The following is a 22138-nucleotide window of genomic DNA, read 5'->3' on the forward strand; positions in this document are numbered from 1 at the left end:
GCTGTAGGCTCCCCGCATGACTGTTGACGTACTGCGGGGACCCACCCGGGGCGACCGGCGGGCCCGCGCGGCCGTCGCCGTGCTGTTCCTCACCAACGGGGCGCTCTTCGCCAACCTGCTGCCGCGGTATCCGCAGATCAAGGCGGACCTCGGCATCGGGAACGCCGCCTACGGGCTGGCCGTCGCGGCGTTCCCGGCGGGCGCGATCGCGGCCGGCATGGCGGCGGGGGTGCTCGTCCGGCGGCTGGGGTCGGCGCGGGTCGCGGTGGCCGGCACCCTGCTCACGGGGGCCGGTGCCCTCGCCGCGGGCCTCGCCGACTCGGTGGCCGTGTTCGCGGCGGCGCTGTTCCTGGCCGGGGCGATGGACGCGATCACCGACGTCGCGCAGAACGCCCACGGCCTGCGGGTGCAGCGCCGCTACGGGCGTTCCATCATCAACTCCTTCCACGCCATCTGGTCCATCGGCGCCGTGACCGGGGGCGCCATGGCCGCCGGCGCGATCGCGCTGGACCTGTCCCGGGGACAGCACCTGCTCGTCTCGGGAGTGCTGTTCGGGATCGCCGCCTGTGTCGCCCTGCGCCACTGCCTGCCCGGCCCCGACGCCGAGCCGCCGGCGGCCGAGGAGGACACCACCGGGCCCGGCCCGCGGCAGGAACCGGACGCGGCGCCGCGGCGGCGCACCCTGTACGTGCTGGCCGCGCTCGTCCTCATCGCCACCGCCGGCACCCTCGTCGAGGACGCGGGCAACTCCTGGGCCACGCTGTACCTCTCCGAGTCCCTGGACGCGTCGGTGACACTGGCGGCCTGCGGGTTCATCGCCCTGGTCGGGGCGCAGTTCGTCGGCCGCCTGTTCGGCGACCGGCTCGTGGACCGGTTCGGGCAGCGGCAGGTGGCCCGCGCCGGCGGCGTCGTCGCCGCGGCCGGCATGGGCCTGGCGCTGGCCGTTCCCACGGTGCCGGGGACGATCCTCGGCTTCGCCGCGGCGGGCTTCGGCGTGGCGACCCTCGTGCCCGCGGCGATGCACGAGGCCGACGAACTGCCCGGCCTCAAGCCCGGGTCGGGACTCACCATCGTCTCCTGGCTGATGCGTCTGGGCTTCCTGTGCTCCCCGCCCGTCGTCGGCCTCGTCGCCGACGCGGCCGGCCTGCGCACGGGCCTGCTCGTGGTGCCCCTGGCCGGACTCCTCGTCATCCTGCTCGCCGGGGTGCTGCGAACCCGGCGCGACTGAGGGCCGGGGCCACGCGCCCGGCCCCGGTCGGGTGCTCCTCCCGGCCGCTCCGGGCCTCCCGGCCATCCCGGCCGTCCCGGCGGCCCGTCGTCCCCGTGGGGGAGACGGACCGGCGGTCAGGAGGCGCCGCCCCTCTCCTCCCCCTTCCCGTACACGGCGACGCGCGACGGGCGGGAGGCCCGTCGCGCGTCGCGGCGTGTGGGGGCGACCGAGGGGCCCCGCGGAGTCAGGTCGACCAGACGACGTCGCCGTTGTGCACGACGACCACCTTGGCGTCGGCCCGCAGGACCAGCTGGGCGCCCTCGTGGCCGTGGCTGCCCGCGCCCCAGATGGGGCGGTCGTCCCCGTTGTGGATGACGAGGTTGCCGTCGTTCTGGAAGATCGCCCGGTGGTTCCGGCCGAAGGTCATGGACGCCCAGAGGGCGTTGCCCCTCTCGTTGTAGACGACGAGGTTGCCGTCCGTCTGCATCACCATGCGGATGCGGTTGGTGGTCCAGGCCTGGTTGACCTCCAGGACGCTGGTCGCGAAGACGGTCTCGGTGCTCCAGGCCGGCTTCGGGGTCGCCTTGGGCTCGGGCTTGGGCTTCGGCTTCGGCTTCGGCGCGGGCTTCTTCTCGGCCGTCCTGCTCGGTTCCGGCTGGGGCTTGGGCGCGGCGGGCGGGGGAGCGACGACCTTGGGGGCCTGGATCTTCTTCGGCTTCTCCTTGGCCGGCGACGAACTGGGCTTCTCCGCCACGAAGTCGTCGAGGGCCGCGGGGGCGGAGTTCTGGTTCAGGACGGTGTCGGCGCCCTCCGCGGCCAGGCCCTTGGGGGCGTCCGGGGGGCCGTCGTCCCGCGCGGTCCCGGTCAGCAGCAGGGGTATCGCGATCAGGACGGCGCCGGCGATCGCGGCGCCCGCCAGGACCGGCTTGCGCGGCCGGCCCCGGTTGACGCCGGTCCCGGTCCCGGCACCCGGAGGCGTCGTCCCGACGGCCGCCGCCACGGCGATGCCCTGAGGGGACGCCTCGGGGGCCGTGGTGTCCGGCGCGGCCGGCTCGGAGGACGCGGCCGGCTCGGAGGACGCGGCCGGTGCGGCGGCGGCCTCTCCGGCGGCCGGGGCGGGGTCCGGTGCCGCCTCTGCGGTGGCCTCCCCCTTCGGGGGCGTCCCGGACTCCGCCTCGGGGGCGGGGGCGGCCGGGCCCGGCGTGGTCCCGTCCGGTGCGGCGGACGCGGGCGGGGGCTCGGCCTCCCCCGCGCGGGCGGCGGCCGCCTCGGCGTTCGCGCCGGGGGTCTGGTGCTGGGGGGACATTGCGGTACTCCTCCTCGGTGGCGGAGCTGTCGGTGGTGGGCGGGGCCCGGCCGGCGGACGCGTCCGACGCATGCCCGGTGCTCCGGCGGGCGTGGGGCGAGTGCCGTGGTGGGGTGGGCCGGTCCGGCCCGGTTCCGCTCGTCGGTTTCCGCGTGGCCCCCCGCGGTGACGGCCGCGGGCCGATCCGACGCCTTTCCGAGTCGAGAGGACTTCCCGTACGGCCCCGGCCTCGACGTCCGGCCGGCAGGCGCTGCACGTCGACGGGTCCGATGGCGTACCCAACTTAGCCCGTCCGGGGGGCGGGTGACCGCTTCCCCCGGCCGGCCCTCCTGCCGCTTTGTCCCCTCGCGCCTCACTGCTCCCGGAAAATGCCCGGACCGGGCGGCAAACGGGCACGCCGGAACCTGATACGGGTCAACCCGCGCCCGCTACGGACCGGACCGGTGTGGCATCCTGTTGGCTCCCCGATCTGATCAGTGTCGGCGTGTGCGCATGTCGTACGGCGCCCCAGGCACTCGTACGAACCCAAGAGTTGCGGTGGAGATGCGGCCCGGAGAACGGCAGGAGGGCAGGCACGGCGTCCTGCCCGCGGTGCCCGACGGCTCCGGCCCGCCCGCCGCCCCCGAACCGGCCGGCGCCGACGACGGCGCACCCGGGATACCCGAGGCCGTGCGGGCCGCCGCCCGCCGGGCGCCGGGGCACTGGATCGGCGTCGTGGACCCGGAGTGGACCGAGGAGCGGACCCCGCCGGAGTGGGCGGTGCTGGGGGAGTGGCGGTCGGACGAGGGCGGGGGCGTGGGGGAATACCGCGCCAACCCGGTGTACCGGCCCTCGGCCCGGGTGCTCGGCTGGCCGGACCCCACCGACCCGGTGGACGCGGCCGCGCAGCGGGCCGCCACCGGCTACGGCTCGGTGGACGAGGCGCTCGCGGCACTCGCCGGGGCGGAGGTCACGGTGGTGCGCGCACCGGACGGCGGTCCGCTCACGGCCGCCGGGCGGGACGGGGCGCCGGTGGTGCTGTTGTTCACCTCACCGGCACACGAGTTCATGTCCCCGGCACTTCCGCATGACACGCTCCCGGCTCGGGAGCTGGCCCGTTCACTGAGCGGTTCGGGCACCCTGCTGATGGTCAACGCCGGTGCCGCGGCTCCCCTGCTCGTCCCGGCGGACAGCCTGCCCGGCGCCGAGGAGGCGCCGACGGCGGAGGCGGACTCCGCTGCCCCCGCGGACCGCACCGGCCCCCCGGACGCGGCCCACGCCGCCGGCCGGACGACCGACAGCTCTCCCGAACCCCGGCCCCACTCCGCAGGGAGGACCCCGTGACGCGCTCGGCCCAGCAACCCCCCGGCTCCGCCGCCGACGGCGGCGAGGAGACGGCCGCGACCGGGGCGTCCCCCGCCACGACCGGAGCGTCCGAGGCGACCGGCGGGTCCGCCACGTCCGGCACGGCGGCCGTGACCGCCGGGCCGCACCCGGACCCCGCGCCCGGTTCCGCCCCGGAAGCCGACGGGACCACGGCGACGGCCGAACGGAGCGGAACCACCGGCGGCACCGGAACCACCGAAGCCACCGAAACTCCCGCCCCGGCCCCCACCTCAGGCACCGGAACCCGAACCGAGCCCCGCACCGAGGGCGCCCCCGGCTCCACCGGCCGCACCGGAGCCGACGCCACATCCGACGCCGACGCCGACCCCGGTGCCGCCGCGGCGGCCAAGAGCCGGCTGCCCGCGCTCGTACGGACCATGACCGCCACCGCCATCGACCGGCCGCAGCCGGGGAGCGGACCGGTGGGACGGCCGGGCAAGGCGGTGCTGGCCGGTGCCGCCGTCGCGGGGGCGCTGCTGGTGTCGGTGCCGTTCCTGGTGCTCGGCGGCAACGACGGCGAGAACCCCAGGACCACGTCGGCCGGCGCGGGAACCGTGCTCGGCGGCAACGGGCGGGAGGCGCCGGGCGAGTTCGCGGTGACCGCGCCCGACACCGGCTCCGAGGACGGCGACGGGAAGAAGTCCGCCGAGCCGGACGGGTCCGGCGGGCCGGTGCGCGAAGCGCCCGCCTCCGCCCCGGCGAAGGACGAGCCCGAGGGCGAGGGCAGCAGGGACAAGGACGAGGACGAGCCGGAGCCGGAGAAGGACACCGAGCGGCAGGACCGGGCGAAGAAGCAGGGCGGCGGCACGAAGGCCGACGGCTCGGACGACCGGCCCGCACAGCGGAGTCCGGGCGTGACGTTCAGCGCCCCGGTCTCCCTGCGCAGCCATCTCTCGGGCCGCTGCATCGACGTACCGGACGGGAACTTCGGCGACGGCGCGGCCCTGTGGGTGTGGGACTGCAACAACAGCGACGCCCAGAAGCTGCGGTTCGCCTCCGACGGCACCGTCCGCATCGCGGACAAGTGCCTGGACGTGGCCAACGCGGACTACAACGACGGCACCCCCATCCAGATCACCTGGTGCAACGGCAACAACGCCCAGCAGTTCGTCCTGAACGACGCCCACGACCTGGTCAACACCGTCGTCGGCAAGTGCGTCGACATCAAGGACAACAATTCGGGCAACGGGGCCCGGCTGCACCTGTGGACCTGTCTGGGCACCGACAACCAGAAGTGGAGCGTCTGAACCGGACGTCCGCCCGCCGGGAGCCCCCTCCCGGCACCCGCCCGCCCCGAGGCGAGGCATGATGGCACCGTCGGCCCGCCGACAACCCCGCCCCCGGCCCAGGGGGCGCCCGCTGTAGAAGCCGCCGTGGCAAGGAGGTTGGTGCGTGTCGCGCCAGGTACTGACGGTCGGTCCCGGGGACCGGGACCGCTACCGGACGATCGGTGAGGCACTCGCTGCTGCCCGTACCGGTGCGCTCATCAGCGTCCGGCCCGGGACGTACGCCGAGAACCTGGTGATCAACACCAGGGTGACCCTCACAGCCGCCGACGGGCGGGGCACCGTGGAGATCCGGCCGCGCACGGGCAGTGTGCTCGCGCTGCGCGCCGACGCCGTGATGCTGTCCGAACTGACCCTGCGCGGCGGCGACCCCGAGCTGCCCGCCGTGGACGTACGGCGCGGGCAGGCCGCGCTCGACGGCTGCGAGGTGATCGGCGCCGCCTGGACCGCGATGCTGGCCGGCGGCACCGGCTCGCTCGCGCTGCGCGACTGCCGGGTGAGCAACCCGCAGGGCGCGGGCATCGTCGTCACCTCGACCACCCCCACCACCGTGGAGTCCTGCACCCTCGAGCACCTGGGCACCAGCGGCCTGGTCCTCGCCGAGCAGGGCGAGGCACGGATGCGCGGCTGCACGGTGCGCGACGCCCGCGGCAACGGGCTGCTCGCCAACGGCGAGTCCCGCGGCACCGTCGAGGACTGCGACATCTCCTCCACCGACAAGCCCTCCCTCGCCCTGGAGCAGAACTGCTCCCTGTCGGTGGTGCGCACCGTGGTGCACGACACCAGCACCGGCGTCCACCTGAGCAGTTCGGGCCGTACGACCCTGGAGGACGTCCGCGTCACCGGCGCCTCCGGCAACGGCATCACGCTGGCCCAGGGCACCGACCCGGTGCTGCGCCGCTGCCGCGTCTCGCGCACCCGCGGGCACGGCGTACTGGTCACCGACCGGGCGCGCGGCACCTTCGAGGACTGCTGGGTGGACGGCGCGCAGGGCGCCGCGCTGCGGGTCGCCGGCGCCGCCTCCCCGGCCCTGACCGGCCTCACGGTCCGCGACTGCGACGACACCGGACTGCTGCTCGAGGAGGACTCGGCGGCGGAACTGGACCGCCTGGAGGTGATCGGCGGCTCGCCCGCCGTCCTGCTGCGCGGCGGCGCCAACCCGCTGCTGCGCCGCGCCCGGCTGGTCGAGCCCTCCGGCGACGGCATCGCGGCCACCAAGGACGCCCGCGGCCGCGTCGAGGACTGCGAGATCGTCCGGCCGAACGGCGCGGGCGTACGGGTCGCCGGCGGCAGCACCCTCTACCTGGCCGGCGGCGGGGTCTCCGACACCGCCACCCACGGCCTGGTCGTGGAGGACGGCGGCAACGTCACCGTGCGCGACTTCCGCATCGAGACGTCCGCCGAGGAGGGCGTGGTCGTCGCCGGCGGCGGCGAACTGACCGCCAACCGCACCGCCGTGCACGCCGCCCAGGGCCACGGCTACCTGCTGCGCGAGGGCGCGTTCGCCTCGCTCAGCGGCTGCGAGGCCACCGGCGGCGCCCAGGACGGCTTCCGGGTGGAGTCCACCGCCCCGGTCTCCCTGGTGAACTGCCTCGCCCGGGAGAACACGGGCGGCGGCCTGGTGCAGACCGCGCCCGGCGACCGCCTCGCCGTGGAGGGCCTGAACAGCACCGGCAACGGCAAGCGGGACGCCTGGGGCAGCGGCAGCGCCGAGAACACCGACCCGGCCGGTTCCGGCGCCGCCGACGGGCCGGCGCCGGACCGCGCGGACGGCCCGCTCGGCGCGCTCAACGCGCTGATCGGCCTGGAGAACGTGAAGCAGCAGGTGGGCACCCTGGTCAACCTGACCCAGCTCGCCCAGCGCCGCGAGAAGCTCGGCATGCCCGCCCCGCCGATGAGCCGGCACCTGATCTTCGCCGGCCCGCCCGGCACCGGCAAGACCACCGTCGCCCGCCTCTACGGGTCGATCCTCGCCGAACTGGGTTCGCTGCGCAGCGGCCACCTGGTGGAGGTCTCCCGCGCCGACCTGGTCGCCCAGGTCGTCGGCGGTACCGCGATCAAGACCACCGAGACCTTCGAACGGGCCCTCGGCGGCGTGCTGTTCATCGACGAGGCGTACACGCTCACCGCGGACAGCGGCAACGGCGGCGCGGACTTCGGCCGCGAGGCCGTGGACACCCTGCTGAAGCTGATGGAGGACCACCGCGACGACGTGGTGGTGGTCGCGGCCGGCTACTCCCGCGAAATGGATTCCTTCCTCGGCTCCAACCCGGGCCTCGCCTCCCGCTTCTCGCGGACCGTCGAGTTCGAGAACTACTCGGTGCCCGAACTGGTCGCGATCATGGAGAGCATGTGCGCCCAGCACCAGTACGAACTGGGTGAGGGCACCGCCGAGGCGCTGGCCGCGCACTTCGAGGCGATGCCCCGGGACGCCGGCTTCGGCAACGGCCGTGCCGCGCGCGGGGTGTTCGAGGAGATGGTGGACCGCCAGGCGGTCCGGCTCGGCTCCCTGGCGCAGGTCGGCGAGCGCGACCTGCGGCTGCTGCTGCCGGAGGACGTCTCCGCCACCGCCGCCGCGAAGGCCGCCGAGACCGCCGCCCCCGAGGACGACCCGCTGACCCGCCTCGGCGACATGATCGGCCTGGCCGAGGTCAAGCGCGACGTCGCGGACCTGGTCAACCTGATCACCACCGCCCGCCACCGGGCCGCCGCCGGGCTGCCGGTGCCCTCGCTCAGCCACCACCTGGTCTTCACCGGCCCGCCCGGCACCGGCAAGACCACCGTCGCCCGCCTCTACGGGCAGATCCTCACCCAGCTCGGCATCCTCCAGCGGGGCCAGCTGGTCGAGGCCGCCCGCGCCGACCTGGTCGGCCGCTACATCGGCCACACCGCCCAGCTCACCCGCGAGGTCTTCGAACGGGCCCGGGGCGGGGTGCTGTTCATCGACGAGGCGTACACCCTCACCCCGCGCGGCGCCGGCGCCGACTTCGGCCAGGAGGCGGTGGACACCCTGCTGAAGCTGATGGAGGACCACCGCGACGAGGTGGTCGTCATCGTCGCCGGCTACACCGACGAGATGGAGCGCTTCCTCGCCTCCAACCCGGGCCTGTCCTCCCGCTTCCCCCGCCGGATCGCCTTCGCCGACTACTCCTCCGAGGAACTGGTCACCATCGTGCGCTCCCAGGCCACGAGCATGGGCTACGAGTGCGGCCCCGGCACCGGTCCGCTGCTCAAGGAGTACTTCGACGCGCTGCCCCGGGACCGCTCCTTCGGCAACGCCCGCCTGGCCCGCCAGGTCGTCGAGCAGATGGTCACCCGGCAGGCGGGCCGGCTCAGTTCGCTGGCCGCGCCCACCCTGGACGACCTGCGCATCCTCACCCCCGAGGACGTCACGGCCGCCGCGGCGCCGAAGGCGGCGGGCCGGTGAGGCCGCCCGCCCGCCGGGCCGCCCGCGCCCTGTCCGGCGCCGGCCTCGCCGCCGCCCTGCTGCTGCCCGCCGCCGGCCCCGCGCAGGCCGCACCGCCCGCGCGCCCGCCGGCGGCCGACGGCAAGGGCCAGGAACTGCCCGGCATGCCCTCCGCGCTGGACCCGGACGCCGACCAGGCGGAGTGCACCCCCGCCTCCGGGGAGAAGGCGAAGAAGCAGGACTGGTCGCGCCAGCGCCTCGACCTGGACCGGCTGCACCGGCACCACACCGGCGCCGGCGTGACCGTCGCCCTGATCGGCACGGGCGTCGCCCCCGACGCCGCCGGGCTCGACGGCCGGGTCACCGCGCAGGGCGCGGCCGGTGACGACTGCGTGGGGAACGGCACCTTCCTGGCCGGACTGATCGCCGGGACCGGCGGCGGCACCCCGGGCCTGGCCGGGGTCGCCCCCGGCGCGCGGATCCTCGCCCTGCGCGGCACCGACGAGCGGGGCGAGGCCGCCGCCGGGCCGGCGGCGGCGGCGGTGCGCGCGGCGACCGCGGCCGAAGCCGACGTCATCGCCGTCGCGGTGGCCCTGCCGGACCGCGACGGGGAACTCACCGACGCCGTCGCCGACGCCCGCGGCGAGGGCGCGGTGGTGGTCGCCGCGGCCACCCCGGACCCGCCCCGCGGCGGCGCCGACGAGATCCCCCCGCGCACCTACTGGCCCGCCGGTGAGCCCGGCGTCCTGTCCGTCGCGGACATGCTTCCCGACGGCACCCGCCCGACCGGCGCACTGCCCACCACCGGCATCGACCTGGCCGCCCCCGGCGCCGGGGTGGTCTCCGGCGGCCCGCGCGGCGACGGCCACTACCTGGGCGCCGGCGCCGCGGTGGCCGCCGCCTACGCCGCCGGGGCCGCCGCCGTGGTCCGCGCCACCCACCCCGACGACTCCGCCGACGCCGTAGCGCACCGGCTGACCGCCACCGCCTACCCGGCCGACATCCCCCAGCTCGACCCGTACGCCGCCGTCACCACGGTGCTCGGCGAACCGGGGGCGAACACCCGGGCCGAACGCGCCGCGGGTCCGGTGACCGTCCGCGACACCTCCGCCGCCGACCGCGCCACGGACCGGGCCACGCTCTTCGTCGTCCTCGGCTCCGCCGGTGTGGCGGCCGTCCTGTGGGCCGCCTTCGCCATCCCCCGGGCCCGCGCCCGCGGCTGGCGTCCGGCGGAAGCGGGCGGCACCGACGGGAAGTGACGGCGGGGGCGCCGCGGGCGCCCTCCGGAAACGCCGGCGGGGGCCGCCTTCCCAGATGGCCCCCGCCGGCTTCGTACGCCTTCCGCCCCGCCGGGCGGTCAGTCGCCCCGGCTCTCCTCCGCCAGGGCCGTCTGCATCAGCCGCGCGCGGCGGCGGGCGATGTGCAGGGCCCGGCCGGGCGGCAGGTTGAGGGGCTTCGCGTCGCCGAAGAGACGGCCCTCGGTGGGCGGGCAGGACAGCAGCACGGCCGGGTTGTTGGCCTCGTCCAGGCGGCGGATCAGTCCGTCGCTGAGACCGCGGCCCGCTCCCATGGCGCTGCGCGCCACGATCAGGTGCAGTCCGGTCTCGAAGCCCAGGGTCAGATGCTCGAAGAGCGGTTCGAACGGGCTCTGGAAGGAGTTGGTGGAGACCATGTCGTAGTCGTCCACCAGGATGAACAGGCGCGGGCCGGTCCACCAGTCGCACCGGCGCATCCGGGAGGGGGCGATGTCCGCGCCCGGGACCCGGGTCTTCAGCGCGCGGGCCGCGCCGTCGATGGTCTCCTGGAGGTTGTCCAGGGAGATCACGTGCCCGATGCGGTACTCCTCGGGGATGGCCTCCACCAGCGTGCGGCGGTAGTCCACCGCGATGATCTTCGCCTCGTTCGGGGCGTACCGGTCGGTGATGCCCCGGGTGATGCGGCGCAGCAGGTTGGTCTTGCCGCTCTCGGTGTCACCGACCACGATCAGGTGCGGAGTGCGGCTGAAGTCGTGCCACACCGGCTCCAGCGCGTCCTGGTCGATGCCGAGCGGCAGGCGCATGCCACCGCCCTCGGTGGGCTCGGGCGCGGGCAGTTCGGCCAGCGGCAGCCGGTGCGGCAGCATCCGCACCTGCGGCGCGGCCCGGCCCGGCCAGTGCCGGGCGATCTCCGCGACCAGGTGCGAGACGCCCTCGCCGAGGTCCTCCAGCGAGCCGCTGCCGTCCAGGCGGGGCAGACCGGCCAGGAAGTGCATCTTGCTGTCGGCGGTGATGCCCCGGCCGCCGCTGCGCGGCACCGAGCGGGCCTTGCGGGTGTCGATCTCGGAGTCCATCGGATCACCCATCCGCAGCTCCAGGCGGGTGCCGGACTGGTCGCGGATCTGCGCGGACAGCTCCACCCAGCGGGTGGTGGTGATGAGCAGGTGGATGCCGTAGTTGAGGCCGCGCGCGGCGAGTTCGTTGAACTTCGTGATCAGGCCGTCGTAGTCCTGGCGGACCGTGGACCAGCCGTCGATCACCATGAACACGTCGCCGAAGCGCTCGTCGGGGAACTCCCCGGCGGCCCGGCGGCGGCGGTAGGACTGCATGGAGTCGATGGTGTGGTCCACGAAGAACTGCTCGCGGCGGGCGAGCAGCGTCATCACCTCGGCGACGGCCCGGTGCACCCGCTCCGGGTTGAGCCGCGCCGCGACACCGCCGACGTGCGGCAGGGCGGCGAGCTGGGAGAGACCGCCACCGCCGAAGTCCAGGCAGTAGAACTGGATCTCCTCGGGGGTGTGGGTCAGGGCGAGGGCGGCGATCAGGGTGCGGGCGAGCGTGGACTTGCCGCTCTGCGAACCGCCCGCGACGGCGACGTGGCCGCCCGCGCCGGACAGGTCCACGACCAGCGGGTCGCGGCGCTGCTCGAAGGGCTTGTCGACCAGGCCCACCGGCACCCGCAGCCTGCCCGTCCCGCCCCAGCCGGCCGCGGTGAGACCGCGCTCGGGGTCGGGCGTGATGCCGGGCAGCAGGACGTCGAGCGGGGAGGGCTCGTCCAGCGGCGGCAGCCACACCTGGTGGGCGTCGGGACCGGAGCCGCGCAGCCGGTCGAGGGCCACGTCGAGCAGGGTCTCCTCGTCGCCGGTCTCCTCGGTCTCCGGCTCCGGCTCGGGCGCCGCCTCCAGCGTGCGCGGCACCACCCAGCCGCTGGTCCACGGCACCACCTGGCTGGCCACCCGGGCCCGCACCACCGCGCCGGTGCGGCGCCGGTACGTCCCGGAGGAGTAGGCGGCGCGGAACCGGGTCAGGGCCTCCACACCGGACTTCAGGTAGCCGCTGCCGGGCTGGGCCGGCAGCTCGTAGGCGTCCGGCACACCGAGCACACCGCGGCTCTCCATGGCGGAGAAGGTGCGCAGTCCGATGCGGTACGACAGGTGGCTCTCCAGCTGGTGCATCCGGCCCTCGTCCAGGCGCTGCGAGGCCAGCAGCAGATGCACGCCGAGCGACCGGCCCAGCCGGCCGATCATCACGAACAGGTCCATGAACTCGCGGTGCGCGGAGAGCAGCTCGCTGAACTCGTCGACCACCACGAACAGGCTGGGCAGCGGGGCGAGGTCCGTCCCGGCGGCGCGGGCCCGCTCGTACTCCAGCGCGGAGGTGTAGTTGCCGGCCGCGCGCAGCAGCTCCTGGCGGCGGATGAGTTCGCCGTGCAGGGCGTCCTGCATGCGCTCCACCAGGGCGACCTCGTCGGCGAGGTTGGTGATGACGGCGGAGGTGTGCGGGAGTTCCTCCAGGCCGAGGAAGGTGGCGCCGCCCTTGAAGTCGACCAGGACGAAGTTGAGGGTCTCGGAGGAGTTGGTCAGGGCCAGGCCGAGGACCAGGGTGCGCAGCAGTTCGCTCTTGCCGGAGCCGGTGGCGCCGATGAGCATGCCGTGCGGGCCCATGCCGCCCTGCGCGGACTCCTTGATGTCCAGCTCCACCGGGCGGCCGTCCACGCCGACCGCGATCGGCACCCGCAGCCGGGCGGAGCCGGAGTTCCGGGCGAACAGGGCGCGCGGGTCGTGCCGGTGCAGGTCGGGGATGCCGAGCAGGGTGGTCAGCTCGACGTCGGTGTCCAGCGGCTGCGCGATGTCGGTGGCCAGGCTGATCCGGCGGGGGGTGAGCAGCCGCGCCAGCGACTCCGCGCCGAGCGGGCCGAGCCGGTCCGGCCGGCCGAGCGGCACGGAACGCTCCTTGCGGCTGCGGTCGGTGCGCACCAGGCTCACCAGGTCGGGGCCGACGGTCAGGCGCAGCGTGTTGCGGCCGGGGCGCCAGCGCAGCGCGCCGGAGACGTCCAGGGCGAGGGCGTTGCGGTAGCCGTGCCCCTCCCAGCGGTGGCCCTCGGGCACCGTGACGCCGTCCAGCACGACGACCGCGTACGGCTCGTCACGGGCCGGCCGGGCGTCCGGGTCGAAGCCGGGACGCTCGGCGAACTCCGCGCCCAGCAGGTCGTCCAGCTCGGTGAGGTCGGCGGTGATCCGGCGGACCTGGCCCGCGCCGTCCTCCTCGTGCGGGTGCAGGGCGTGCGGGAGCCACTTGACCCACTCCCAGTCCGGCCGCCGCTCGTCACTGACGCACAGGACGATCCACAGCTCCTCGGGGGCGTGGAACACCGCGAGCTGGCCCAGCATCGCCCGCACCAGGGCCCGTACCGCGTCGGAACCGGCGTCCTCCCGGGCGTCGCCTCCGGCGGGTTCCCCGCCGGGCGTCTCCTCGGGGCGCAGCATGACCCGGGCCGAGGAGCGCAGGTAGAGGCCGAGGGGCTGTTCGGGGATGGTGGAGTAGGCGCGGATGAAGCGGCGCAGCGCGTGCGCGCAGAGCGGCTCGAGGTCCTCCACCGGACGGGTGGAGACCGGGTTCAGGGTGAGCGCGAGCTGCTGCTCGCCGACCGCGAGCCGCACCTCGCCGAAGTCCTCGTCGGCCGGGCGGCGTTCCCACAGCCGGGAGGTGCGGGCCAGCGAGCGCAGCGAGGCCGGCTCCGGGTGGCGCCAGGCGAGGGCGCGCTGCTGCTCCGCGATGGTGGTGCGGACCCGCTTGCGGGTCTGCGTCAGGTAGCGCAGGTAGTCGCGGCGTTCGCCCTTCAGCCGCTGCTTGCGCTCGCTGGAGCGGCGCATCAGCTGCCCCAGCAGCATCGCACCGGCGGAGAGCGCCATGACGCCCATCGCCAGGTACATGAAGATGCCGTTGCCCCCGCCGGGGCGCAGGAACATCAGCATCATCGACACGGACATCAGCGCCATCGGCAGATACGTCCATATCGCCGAGGTGTCCGGGACCGTCTCGGAGAGGACCGGCGGTTCCTGGAGGGTCAATTGCCCCTCGGGCATCTCCGGGCCGCGTCTGCGGGCCGGCCGGCGAAACAGCACCACACTCAAGGAACAGAACCTCCGGTTTCAGTGGCATTCCGGCCCGCACCGAATACCGGCGCACGCGGGAGCGGAATACACCGAACCGCGCTGATTCCTCCGGACTCCTCGTGATGCGATGAACGCCCGGTGAATGTTTCGAGCCGATAGCGGGGGACGGCCAACTCCCGTGACGGTCCACTCCATGCCGGACGACGGGTCCGGTCCGCAGCACGATCCGGCGGGCGTAGGCAGTAGTCTGCATTCACGGAACGCGACCTGTCCACGCGGGAGAGGTGGTAACCGGGCATGCGGTGACAATTCCTCGCTCCGGCCCCGGTTCCTGGCCGCGCGGTCCTTCCGTACTCTTCGCACGTCCCCTCTGCCGGGGGAAGTCCTCCGGTGAAAGTCCCCACGGAAGCCGAGAGTTCTGATGACCGACAGCGCGGTGGCCGAACTGTGCCGCCTGACCGTACGTGCGCCGAGCGTCTCCGTCGACCTGGCCGTGCCCGCAGACGTACCGGTCGCCGATCTCCTGCCCACCCTGCTGCGCTACGTCGGCGAGGAGGCCGAGGAGGCCGGGCTCGACCACGCCGGGTGGGTGCTCCAGCGCCTCGGTGACGCCCCGCTCGACGAGGAGACCACCCTCGCCCGCGCCGGCCTCGCCGACGGTGCGGTGCTCCACCTGCGCCCGCACACCGAGGCGCTGCCCGAGGCCCGGCTCGACGACCTGGTGGACGGCATAGCCGACACCGCGGGCCGGCGGCTGCACACCTGGCACCCCGGGGCCGCCCGCGGATTCCTCGTGGGCACCGTCGTGGCGACCGTCGTGGCCGCCCTGGTGCTGGTGCTGTGGCCCGGCGTGACCACCGCCTCCGGCGGCTCCCGCGCCGCCTGCGCGGCCGTCACCGGGCTGCTGCTGCTCGCCGGCGCGGGCTCGGCCAGCCGTGCGGTCGGCGACCGCCTCACCGCCACCGTCCTCGGCCTGCTGGTCGCGCCCTGCCTGGCGCTGGCCGGCTGGCTGCTGCCCGGCGGCGACCTGACCGGCCCGGACGCCGCCCAGGTGGCGGGCGCGCGGCTGCTCGCCGCCGGCGCGGCGGGAGCGGGCGGCGCGGTCCTCGCGCTGGCCGCCACTGCGGTCGGCGCCCCGGCGCTGCTGGCCACCGCGGTGGTCTCGGTGGCCACCGCGACCGCCGGGGCCCTGATCGGGTACACCGGCCTGGACGTGCCCGCCTCGGCGGCCCTGGTGGCGACGGTCTTCGCGCTCGCCGCCGGGGCGGTGGCACCGTTCGCCTTCAAGCTCGCCGGGATGCGGATGCCCGCGCTGCCGTCCTCCGCCGCCCAGCTCCAGGAGGGCATCGAGCCCTACGCGGGCGACGAGGTCGCCGAGCGCACCGAGCTGGCCGGGCGCTGGGTTACCGCGCTCTTCGCCACCACCGGCGTCATCGCCTCGGCCGCACTGGTCGTCCTCGCCGAGAACGCGGACCTGCCCGAGGTGCTGACCTCCCTCGCGCTGAGCCTGCTGCTGCTCCTGCACTCCCGCGGCCTGGTGCACATCGGGCAGCGCCTGACCCTGACGGCGCCCGGCATCCTCGGCCTGCTGCTGCTCGCCCGCGCCTGGGCCGTGGACAGCGACGGGACCGGACGCGTGGTGGTCTTCGCGGTGCTGCTCGGCGCCGCCGCCGCACTCGTCATCGCCGCCTGGACGGTGCCCGGCCGCAGGATGCTGCCGTACTGGGGCCGCGCGGCGGAACTGGCGCACACCGGCCTGGCGGTGGCGCTGCTGCCGCTCAGCCTCTGGGTGGCGGGACTCTTCGGCTGGCTGCGCGGCCTGTTCGGCTGAGCGCCCCGCAACGCCGGCACATCGAACCGTCGAACAGGAGTTGAGGTAAGGCCGTGCAGTCCAAACGCGACCAGGTACACGCCCACAGTTTCATGATGGGCAGGCTCAGCTCGGGCCTGCTGATGGCGGACCCGGACGCCCCGGAGAGCCCGCTCGGGCGCACCACCCGCGGTGTCGTCTTCGGCGTCCTGGTCACCGTGCTGATCGGCGCGGGCGCCACCGTCTACGGCCTGCTGCGCCCCGGCGGCAACGACGGCTGGCGCGACGGCCGGCACCTGGTGGTCAACCGCGACACCGGCGCCCGCTACCTGTGGACCGGCACCGACGGCGTACTGCACCCGGTGCGCAACTACGCCTCGGCGCGGCTGATCGGCGGTGCCGACCTGCCGACCGCGGACGTCCGCACCGCCTCGCTGCGGGACGTCCCGGTGGGCTCCCCGGTCGGCATCCCCGGCGCCCCCGAGTCCGTGCCCGCCGCCGACCGGCTGGACGGCGGCGCCTGGCACATGTGCGTCACCGGGCCCGAAGGGGCGCCGGCCGACACCTCCGGCGACGTGGCGGACACCGGGGTGGACAAGCCGGGGGCCACCACCGTGGTGGCCGGCGCCCCCGTGGACTCCCAGGGGATCGGCGGGGACCGCGCGGTGCTGGTGCGCGGCCCGGACGACACCGAGTACCTGGTGTGGCGGGGCAGCAGGCTGCCGCTGGACCGCGACTCCGACGCCCGCAACGCCCTCGGCTACGGCTCCGAGCAGGCCATGCCGGTCTCGGCGGCCTTTCTCGACGCCCTGGCGCCCGGCCCCGCCCTCAAGCCGCCGGAGGTGCCGGGCCGCGGCGGGGAGGGCCCCGAGCTGGGCGGCGAGGCGAGCCGCATCGGCCAGCTGTTCGAGGTCAGCGTGCCCGGCGGCGGCAGCGACACCTACCACCTGCTGCGCGAGGACGGCCTGGTGCCGCTGACCCGGCTCGGCGCCGCCCTGGTGCTGGGCGACCCGGCCACCCAGCGGGACGCCTACCGGGGCAAGTCGCCCGAGGTGCGCACGGTCGGCGCGGACGCGCTGCGCGAGCACCGGGCGAAGGACGCCGGCACCGCGGACTCCGCGGAGCTGCCGGACGCACCTCCGGTCCCGCAGTCCGCGCCGCGCGGCACCGCGCTCTGCGCGCAGGTGGACGGCGGTGACGGCGGCGCCCGGATCAGGTCGGTGCTGGTCCCGCTCGCCGGCCTCGCCCCGGTCGCGGTGTCGGAGGGCACCGCCCAGCCGCTGGAGGCGGCCTGCGTGCCGACCGACGCCACGGTGGTGCGGCCCGGCCACGGCGCCCTGGTCCGGGCGCTGCACGCGAGCGGTGCCGCGCACGCCGGCACCACCTACCTGGTGGCGGAGAACGGGGTGAAGTACCGGGTGTCCGACGAGAACTCGCTGGCCGCGCTCGGCTACGGCGCCTCCGACATCGGCTCGGTCCCGGCACCGCTGCTCGCGGCCCTGCCCACCGGCGCGGACCTCGACCCGGCGGCCGCCACGGGCGCCGTGGAGCCCGAGGTCACGGCACCGCGGTGCGCCGCCGACGGGAAGGCCGGCCGGAGCGAGGCCGCGAAGGACCCGGAGGCGGCCGAGGACACGGACGAGGCGGACGCGGCGGGTACGGCGGACGCGGCGGGTGTCGCCTCACACGGCTGACACGGCTGACACGGCCGGCGGTCCGCTCCCCGGGGACACGGAACACACGGGGCCCGACGAAAAGGAAGAGGAACGGTGCGGCAGGAAAACCGCGAGCCGAACTCGGCGCGGGCGGACCGGGACCGGCGTATTCGTCATGGGCCGGGAAACGAAGGCGAAGCCTCAGACAAAGCTCAGAACTTCGGACCGCCGTTCCCGCGTAATCCCGTGGATACGCCCCTGCCCGCAGCGGCCGCCCCGGTGACCGTTCGGCGCCCTCCCGTGCCCGTTTCCCGCCCGCATCGACCACGGCCCGGGGAACACCGCATGTCGCACCGCACGAGAGGGCGGGCGCGCCTGTTCATCCGACCGCAACCTCCGCACAACTCCATTGCCACACGGACCAATTCTGCTGAGTGACCGAAGCTCAAATCTTCCCTGCACGCGTTGCGCGGAACGCTGGGTTCTCTTTAGCCTCAGCGGGCAACGGTGCGGCGAGACTCGCCTGAACCTGAACGAAGGGAACACGACATGGCCGACAGTGCCGCGAGGAAAGCGGACTATGCCAAGGGCTTGGGAGGCGTCTCCTCCCTGGAGTCGGCCCGGGACCAGGTCGAGAAAATCCAGAACAACGTGGCCGAGATCGCCGCGCGTTCGGGTGTCGGCGGCGACGAGGGCCAGGCCCTGCTGAAGCTCTTCCGCAGCTGGAACGCCGAGGCGCAGAAGGTCGTCGTGCAGATCAGCAAGATGGTCGACGCGCTGCAGGAGAACGTGACCTCCGCCAACCGCCTGGCGCAGGAGAACCAGGACCTGACCGAGGTCCTCAACAGCAAGACCAGCCAGGGCGTCTTCGAAGCACTGCGCTGACCCACCCCCCCCGCGCGATACCGGCCCCCATGCGGTGAGGCCGTGCTCCGTGAGCTTCCCGGGCCTTCGGGCCCGGGCCCCCGAGAGGAGACGTCATGGCCGACGGCATCATCGACGTGCAGTACCCCAAGGTCCGGCAGGCTGTCGAAGAGCTGATGGACCAGACGCAGCAGATCATCAAGACCCTCAACAACCTGGAGGACGAGCTGAAGCCGCTCGTCATGTCCTGGGAGGGTTCGGACCAGCAGACGTACCGCGAGGTCCAGGCGGAGTGGGACCAGGCCACCAAGAACATGGCGCTGCTCCTCGGTGACAACGGCGAGCTGATCAGCACCATCCACGACAACCACTCCCGCGACGAGCGCCGCAGCGCCGACAACTGGGGGAACGTGCGGGCCCGCTAGGACCCGCCGGAGTTTCCCTCGTTCCCGCCGGCAGGCAGGCCCCGGCCTCCGGTGTGTGCGATCGAAAGGGCGGACCGCCCGCACGGTGACACCGTGCGGGCGGTCCGCCCACCCCCAGGGCGCCCGCGCTCGAAGAGCCCCGGGACGTCCGCCGGGCCACCCCACCACCCCCGTCCGGCACCAAGCGGCAGGAGAGCGTCCCATGGCCGGCGAAAAGGCCGACGTCAAGCATTTCGACCTCAAGCAGATGGAGAACTTCCGGGACAACGAGGTGCAGCCGGTGTACACCGCCGCCAAGAAGCACCGCGAGGACGGCGACGGCACCCACATCCGCCCGCTCGGCCACCTCATCGACGGGCACACCACCCCGGACAACCTGGACCAGAACAAGCAGCTCCTGCGCATCGGCCGCATGGTCACCGAACCGCTGGTCTCGGGACCGAAGCTGATCGAGGACGTCCGCACCGCGGCCGAGGCCATCGACAAGCTGCTCGGCGACCAGATGGACCTCTTCAGGGAACTGAAGGAAGCGCTCACCGAGACGATCGACGAGGCGAACAAGACCAAGGACAAGAACCTCGACGCGATCGACGCCCAGACGCTGCTCCAGACCTTCGACGAGGTCGACACACTCACCGCCGGCACCACCGGCGAAACGGGCGAAGACACCTGACCCCGCCCCGCGCGGCCCGGCGGGGGCCACGGCCGCCCGGCGCGCCCGCGCGATGAACACCCGGCCGCACACCCGCGTCAGGACGCGGTGCGCCGGAACGGACGACAAACGACCAGAAAGGGCGACCGGTGGCCGATCGGTACGATCCCAACTCCGGCGAGAACCTCGACAAGTTCGACAACGCCGGCGACCCGTCGAGCGACACCTGGGCCACCCTGGTCACCCACATCACCGGCTACCCGGTGCCGGACCGCGCCACCGTCTTCGACACGCTCCGCTCCGACCACGGCGGCAAGCTCTTCCGGATGGACATCAAGGAGCGCAGCCTCGGCCTGCTCGTCAAGGACTCCGGCTTCCTGACGAACAAGGGCGAGGACTACGACATCTGGTTCTTCAACAGCGGCAAGACGCGGTCGATCATGCAGGCCCGGATCGTGTTCGAGGGCCGGGTGAAGGCGGGCGACGAGATCATCTTCGCCGGCCCCGGCTCCGACAACGTGCACGACGCCCAGGTCCGTGAGGGCAACGAGTTCACGGACTACAACAAGGACAAGATGAGCACCATCCCGCTCGCCCGGTACATGAACGGGCCGCGGTCGGCGCTCCTCGCCCTGCTGGGCGGCAACACGCAGGACGCCCGGTTCAGCAACCTGGGTGTGCCCGGCGCCGACGTGGTGGACCTGAACTCCTTCAACACCACCGGCGAGTCCTTCGACTTCGCGGCCAAGTTCTTCAAGGACCACGCGGTGGTGCTCAAGGACTGGGAGGACCGCTTCGGCCGGGACGACGCGAGCTGGAAGGGCGAGGCGGCGGAGGTCTTCCGCAGCCTGCTGAGGAAGATCCGCGAGAACTACGACGCCTACGTCGAGACGTTCAACTCCTCGGCCGGCTCCGGCGGCGCGACCGGCACCGGCGGCACGGTGTACTCACGTGCCCTGTCGCTGGGCCGCCAGTACCTGGTGGACGCCGCCAACTCGCTGCTGGACGCCTGGCTGACCTGGGCCAAGTCGCCCTACTACGACCCGCACCAGGTGCTGCGCTACGTCCTGGACGACCTCGCCCAGTGGGTCGACGCGAACAACGTCGCCAAGACGGAGATCACGTCGACCACCACCCGCTACAGCACGACCGTCCGCCACAAGCCGCAGGCGGGCTTCTCCCAGGTGCACCCCGAGTACGGCGACCTCACCGACATCGCCAACTGGGCGAAGGTCGGCGACAAGGCCGTCAAGATCTGGAGCCAGGGCGTCGACGAGTACCTGGGCAAGCCCGCCGCCACGGTGCAGTCCACCCTGAACAACCACTTCCTCGACCTCGGCAAGGACTTCTCGGAGAACGTCCCCAAGCCGAAGTCGACCGGCACCGCCTCCGAGGAGTACGAGGAGAGGAAGCTGGAGGAGGAGAAGGAGGAGATCAACCGGCAGAACGAGGAGAACCGCCGGTACCAGGACGAGTTGCGCGAGGAGCAGGAGCGGCAGCGGGAGGAGGACAAGAAGTACCAGGACGAACTGCGCGAGGAGCAGCGGCAGCAGCGCGAGGAGGACAAAAGGTACCAGGACGAACTGCGCGAGGAGCAGAACCAGCAGCGCGAGGAGGACAAGAAGTACCAGGACGAACTCCGCGAGGAGCAGCGGCGCGAGAAGGAGGAGGCCGAGAGCCTCCAGGCGAACCTGCTCAACGAGCAGAACCAGCAGCGCGAAGAGGACAAGAAGTACCAGGACGAACTCCGCGAGGAGCAGCGGCAGCAGCGCGAGGAGGACAAGAGGTACCAGGACGAGCTGCGCGAGGAGCAGCGCCGCGAGCAGGAGGAGGCCAAGCGCGAGGCCGAGGAGCAGACCAGGGCGATGGAGGAGAGCCTCGGCGGCATCAACGACCCCGACGCGGTCACCGAGCAGAACATCGACGGCCTCGACGACCTGCTGAACCAGACCGCGTTCACCACCGAGAGCCCCGGCGACCTCGGGCTGAACGACCCGGCGGGCAACGGCGGACCGGAGACCGAGGTGCCCCCCCTCACCCAGACCCTGAGCAGCCTCGGCGGGATCAACAACGGGCCGGGCGGCACGGACACCTCCGCCGGCGAGGCCGTCACCCAGAGCCTCGGCGGACTCGGCGGCCTGAACAGCGGCGGCGGCTCCCTGAGGACCCCGACGGGCGGCAGCTCCCAGCTCGGCGACGGCAAGCTCACCACCGACTTCGCGGACGGCAGCAGCACCTCCTTCGACCCGGACACCGGGACGCTCACCACCACCCACCCGGACGGTTCCGTCACCACGCAGAACCTCGGCAACGGCATGACGGTGACCAACCCGGACGGTTCGGTGACGTCGCTGGGTGAGGACGGGAAGCTGACGACGACGTTCCCCGACGGCACCACCCAGACCGTGGACCCGGCGACCGGCCAGGCGGTCACCACCGACCCCGACGGCAGCACCACGACGACGAACCTGGGCAGCCTGGACGGCCTCAACGGCGGTCTCGGCGGTGGCGGCGTGCTGGACACGCCGACCGGCGGCAGCATGGAGCTGACCAGCGGCGGTGACCTGACCACCGACCTTCCGGACGGCGGCAGCACCACGTTCGACCCGGACACCGGGACGCTGACCACGACCCACCCGGACGGCTCGGTCACGACCGCCGACCTGGGCGACGGCATGACGGTGACCAACTCGGACGGTTCGGTGACGTCGCTGGGTGAGGACGGGAAGCTGACGACGACGTTCCCCGACGGCACCACCCAGACCGTGGACCCGGCGACCGGCCAGGC

Annotated in this window: 13 protein-coding genes; 11 read left to right on the top strand and 2 right to left on the bottom strand. The window is 74.0% G+C overall.

Annotated features, from left to right (window positions below; genetic code table 11):
• Window positions 1-16: 16 nt before the first annotated feature.
• A complete protein-coding gene (locus ACF07S_RS31560) occupies window positions 17-1228 on the top strand; it encodes an MFS transporter (protein WP_391975736.1) in 1212 nt (403 codons plus the stop codon).
• 226 nt (window positions 1229-1454) lie between these two features.
• On the opposite strand, the gene ACF07S_RS31565 is transcribed toward ACF07S_RS31560, so the two are convergent.
• A complete protein-coding gene (locus ACF07S_RS31565; RefSeq protein WP_391975737.1) occupies window positions 1455-2516 on the bottom strand; it encodes a mannose-binding protein in 1062 nt (353 codons plus the stop codon).
• 543 nt (window positions 2517-3059) lie between these two features.
• On the opposite strand from ACF07S_RS31565, the gene ACF07S_RS31570 reads away from it, so the two are divergent.
• From ACF07S_RS31570 to ACF07S_RS31585, 4 genes are all read left to right on the top strand, one after another.
• Window positions 3060-3839: a type VII secretion system-associated protein gene (locus tag ACF07S_RS31570; RefSeq protein ID WP_391966847.1), complete on the top strand. Its 780-nt coding sequence runs from the start codon at window positions 3060-3062 to the stop codon at window positions 3837-3839.
• Window positions 3836-5128 (top strand): ricin-type beta-trefoil lectin domain protein, encoded by a 1293-nt coding sequence (locus ACF07S_RS31575; protein WP_391975738.1) that lies wholly within the window; start codon window positions 3836-3838, stop codon window positions 5126-5128. The genes ACF07S_RS31570 and ACF07S_RS31575 overlap by 4 nt, the downstream gene beginning before the upstream one ends.
• Before the next feature lie 145 nt (window positions 5129-5273).
• Window positions 5274-8594 (top strand): right-handed parallel beta-helix repeat-containing protein, encoded by a 3321-nt coding sequence (locus ACF07S_RS31580; RefSeq protein ID WP_391966816.1) that lies wholly within the window; start codon window positions 5274-5276, stop codon window positions 8592-8594.
• On the top strand, window positions 8591-9832 hold the full coding sequence (locus tag ACF07S_RS31585) for a S8 family serine peptidase (protein WP_391975739.1): 1242 nt from the start codon (window positions 8591-8593) through the stop codon (window positions 9830-9832). Before ACF07S_RS31580 ends, ACF07S_RS31585 begins: the two co-directional genes overlap by 4 nt.
• 98 nt (window positions 9833-9930) lie before the next feature.
• Here ACF07S_RS31585 and eccCa read toward each other — a convergent pair whose 3' ends face one another.
• On the bottom strand, window positions 9931-13962 hold the full coding sequence (gene eccCa / locus ACF07S_RS31590) for a type VII secretion protein EccCa (RefSeq protein ID WP_391975740.1): 4032 nt from the start codon (window positions 13960-13962) through the stop codon (window positions 9931-9933).
• Between the two features lie 403 nt (window positions 13963-14365).
• On the opposite strand from eccCa, the gene eccD reads away from it, so the two are divergent.
• The 6 genes from eccD to ACF07S_RS31620 form a co-directional block, all read left to right on the top strand.
• Entirely contained in the window at window positions 14366-15775 is a 1410-nt protein-coding gene (gene eccD / locus ACF07S_RS31595) for a type VII secretion integral membrane protein EccD (RefSeq protein WP_391966813.1), read from the top strand.
• A 53-nt stretch (window positions 15776-15828) separates the two neighbouring features.
• The gene (gene eccB, locus ACF07S_RS31600) at window positions 15829-17448 is read left to right on the top strand and encodes a type VII secretion protein EccB (protein ID WP_391975741.1); all 1620 of its coding nucleotides are present in this window, start codon (window positions 15829-15831) and stop codon (window positions 17446-17448) included.
• A gap of 510 nt (window positions 17449-17958) precedes the next feature.
• The gene (locus tag ACF07S_RS31605; RefSeq protein WP_142192605.1) at window positions 17959-18294 is read left to right on the top strand and encodes a hypothetical protein; all 336 of its coding nucleotides are present in this window, start codon (window positions 17959-17961) and stop codon (window positions 18292-18294) included.
• 95 nt (window positions 18295-18389) lie between these two features.
• Window positions 18390-18698, top strand: coding sequence for a WXG100 family type VII secretion target (locus ACF07S_RS31610; RefSeq protein WP_391966811.1), 309 nt, complete (start codon window positions 18390-18392; stop codon window positions 18696-18698).
• Window positions 18699-18900: 202 nt separating this feature from the next.
• Window positions 18901-19371 carry a type VII secretion system-associated protein gene (locus tag ACF07S_RS31615; RefSeq protein ID WP_391966810.1) on the top strand — a complete coding sequence of 157 codons (471 nt, stop codon included), beginning with the start codon at window positions 18901-18903 and terminating at the stop codon, window positions 19369-19371.
• Window positions 19372-19499: 128 nt separating this feature from the next.
• Window positions 19500-22138: AAWKG family protein (locus tag ACF07S_RS31620; RefSeq protein WP_391975742.1), on the top strand; the 2639-nt coding region annotated here is incomplete at its 3' end.

This window comes from Streptomyces sp. NPDC016640, assembly GCF_043076215.1.
In the GTDB taxonomy this organism is placed as follows: domain Bacteria; phylum Actinomycetota; class Actinomycetes; order Streptomycetales; family Streptomycetaceae; genus Streptomyces.

What these genes read in the sequence shown, in the direction of transcription:
- eccD (WP_391966813.1), top strand. Translation starts at nt 14,366, where the DNA reads ATGACCGACAGCGCGGTGGCCGAACTGTGCCGCCTGACCGTACGTGCG.
- ACF07S_RS31560 (WP_391975736.1), top strand. Translation starts at nt 17, where the DNA reads ATGACTGTTGACGTACTGCGGGGACCCACCCGGGGCGACCGGCGGGCC.
- ACF07S_RS31605 (WP_142192605.1), top strand. Translation starts at nt 17,959, where the DNA reads ATGGCCGACAGTGCCGCGAGGAAAGCGGACTATGCCAAGGGCTTGGGA.
- ACF07S_RS31570 (WP_391966847.1), top strand. Translation starts at nt 3,060, where the DNA reads ATGCGGCCCGGAGAACGGCAGGAGGGCAGGCACGGCGTCCTGCCCGCG.
- ACF07S_RS31565 (WP_391975737.1), bottom strand. Translation starts at nt 2,516, where the DNA reads ATGTCCCCCCAGCACCAGACCCCCGGCGCGAACGCCGAGGCGGCCGCC.
- ACF07S_RS31615 (WP_391966810.1), top strand. Translation starts at nt 18,901, where the DNA reads ATGGCCGGCGAAAAGGCCGACGTCAAGCATTTCGACCTCAAGCAGATG.
- ACF07S_RS31610 (WP_391966811.1), top strand. Translation starts at nt 18,390, where the DNA reads ATGGCCGACGGCATCATCGACGTGCAGTACCCCAAGGTCCGGCAGGCT.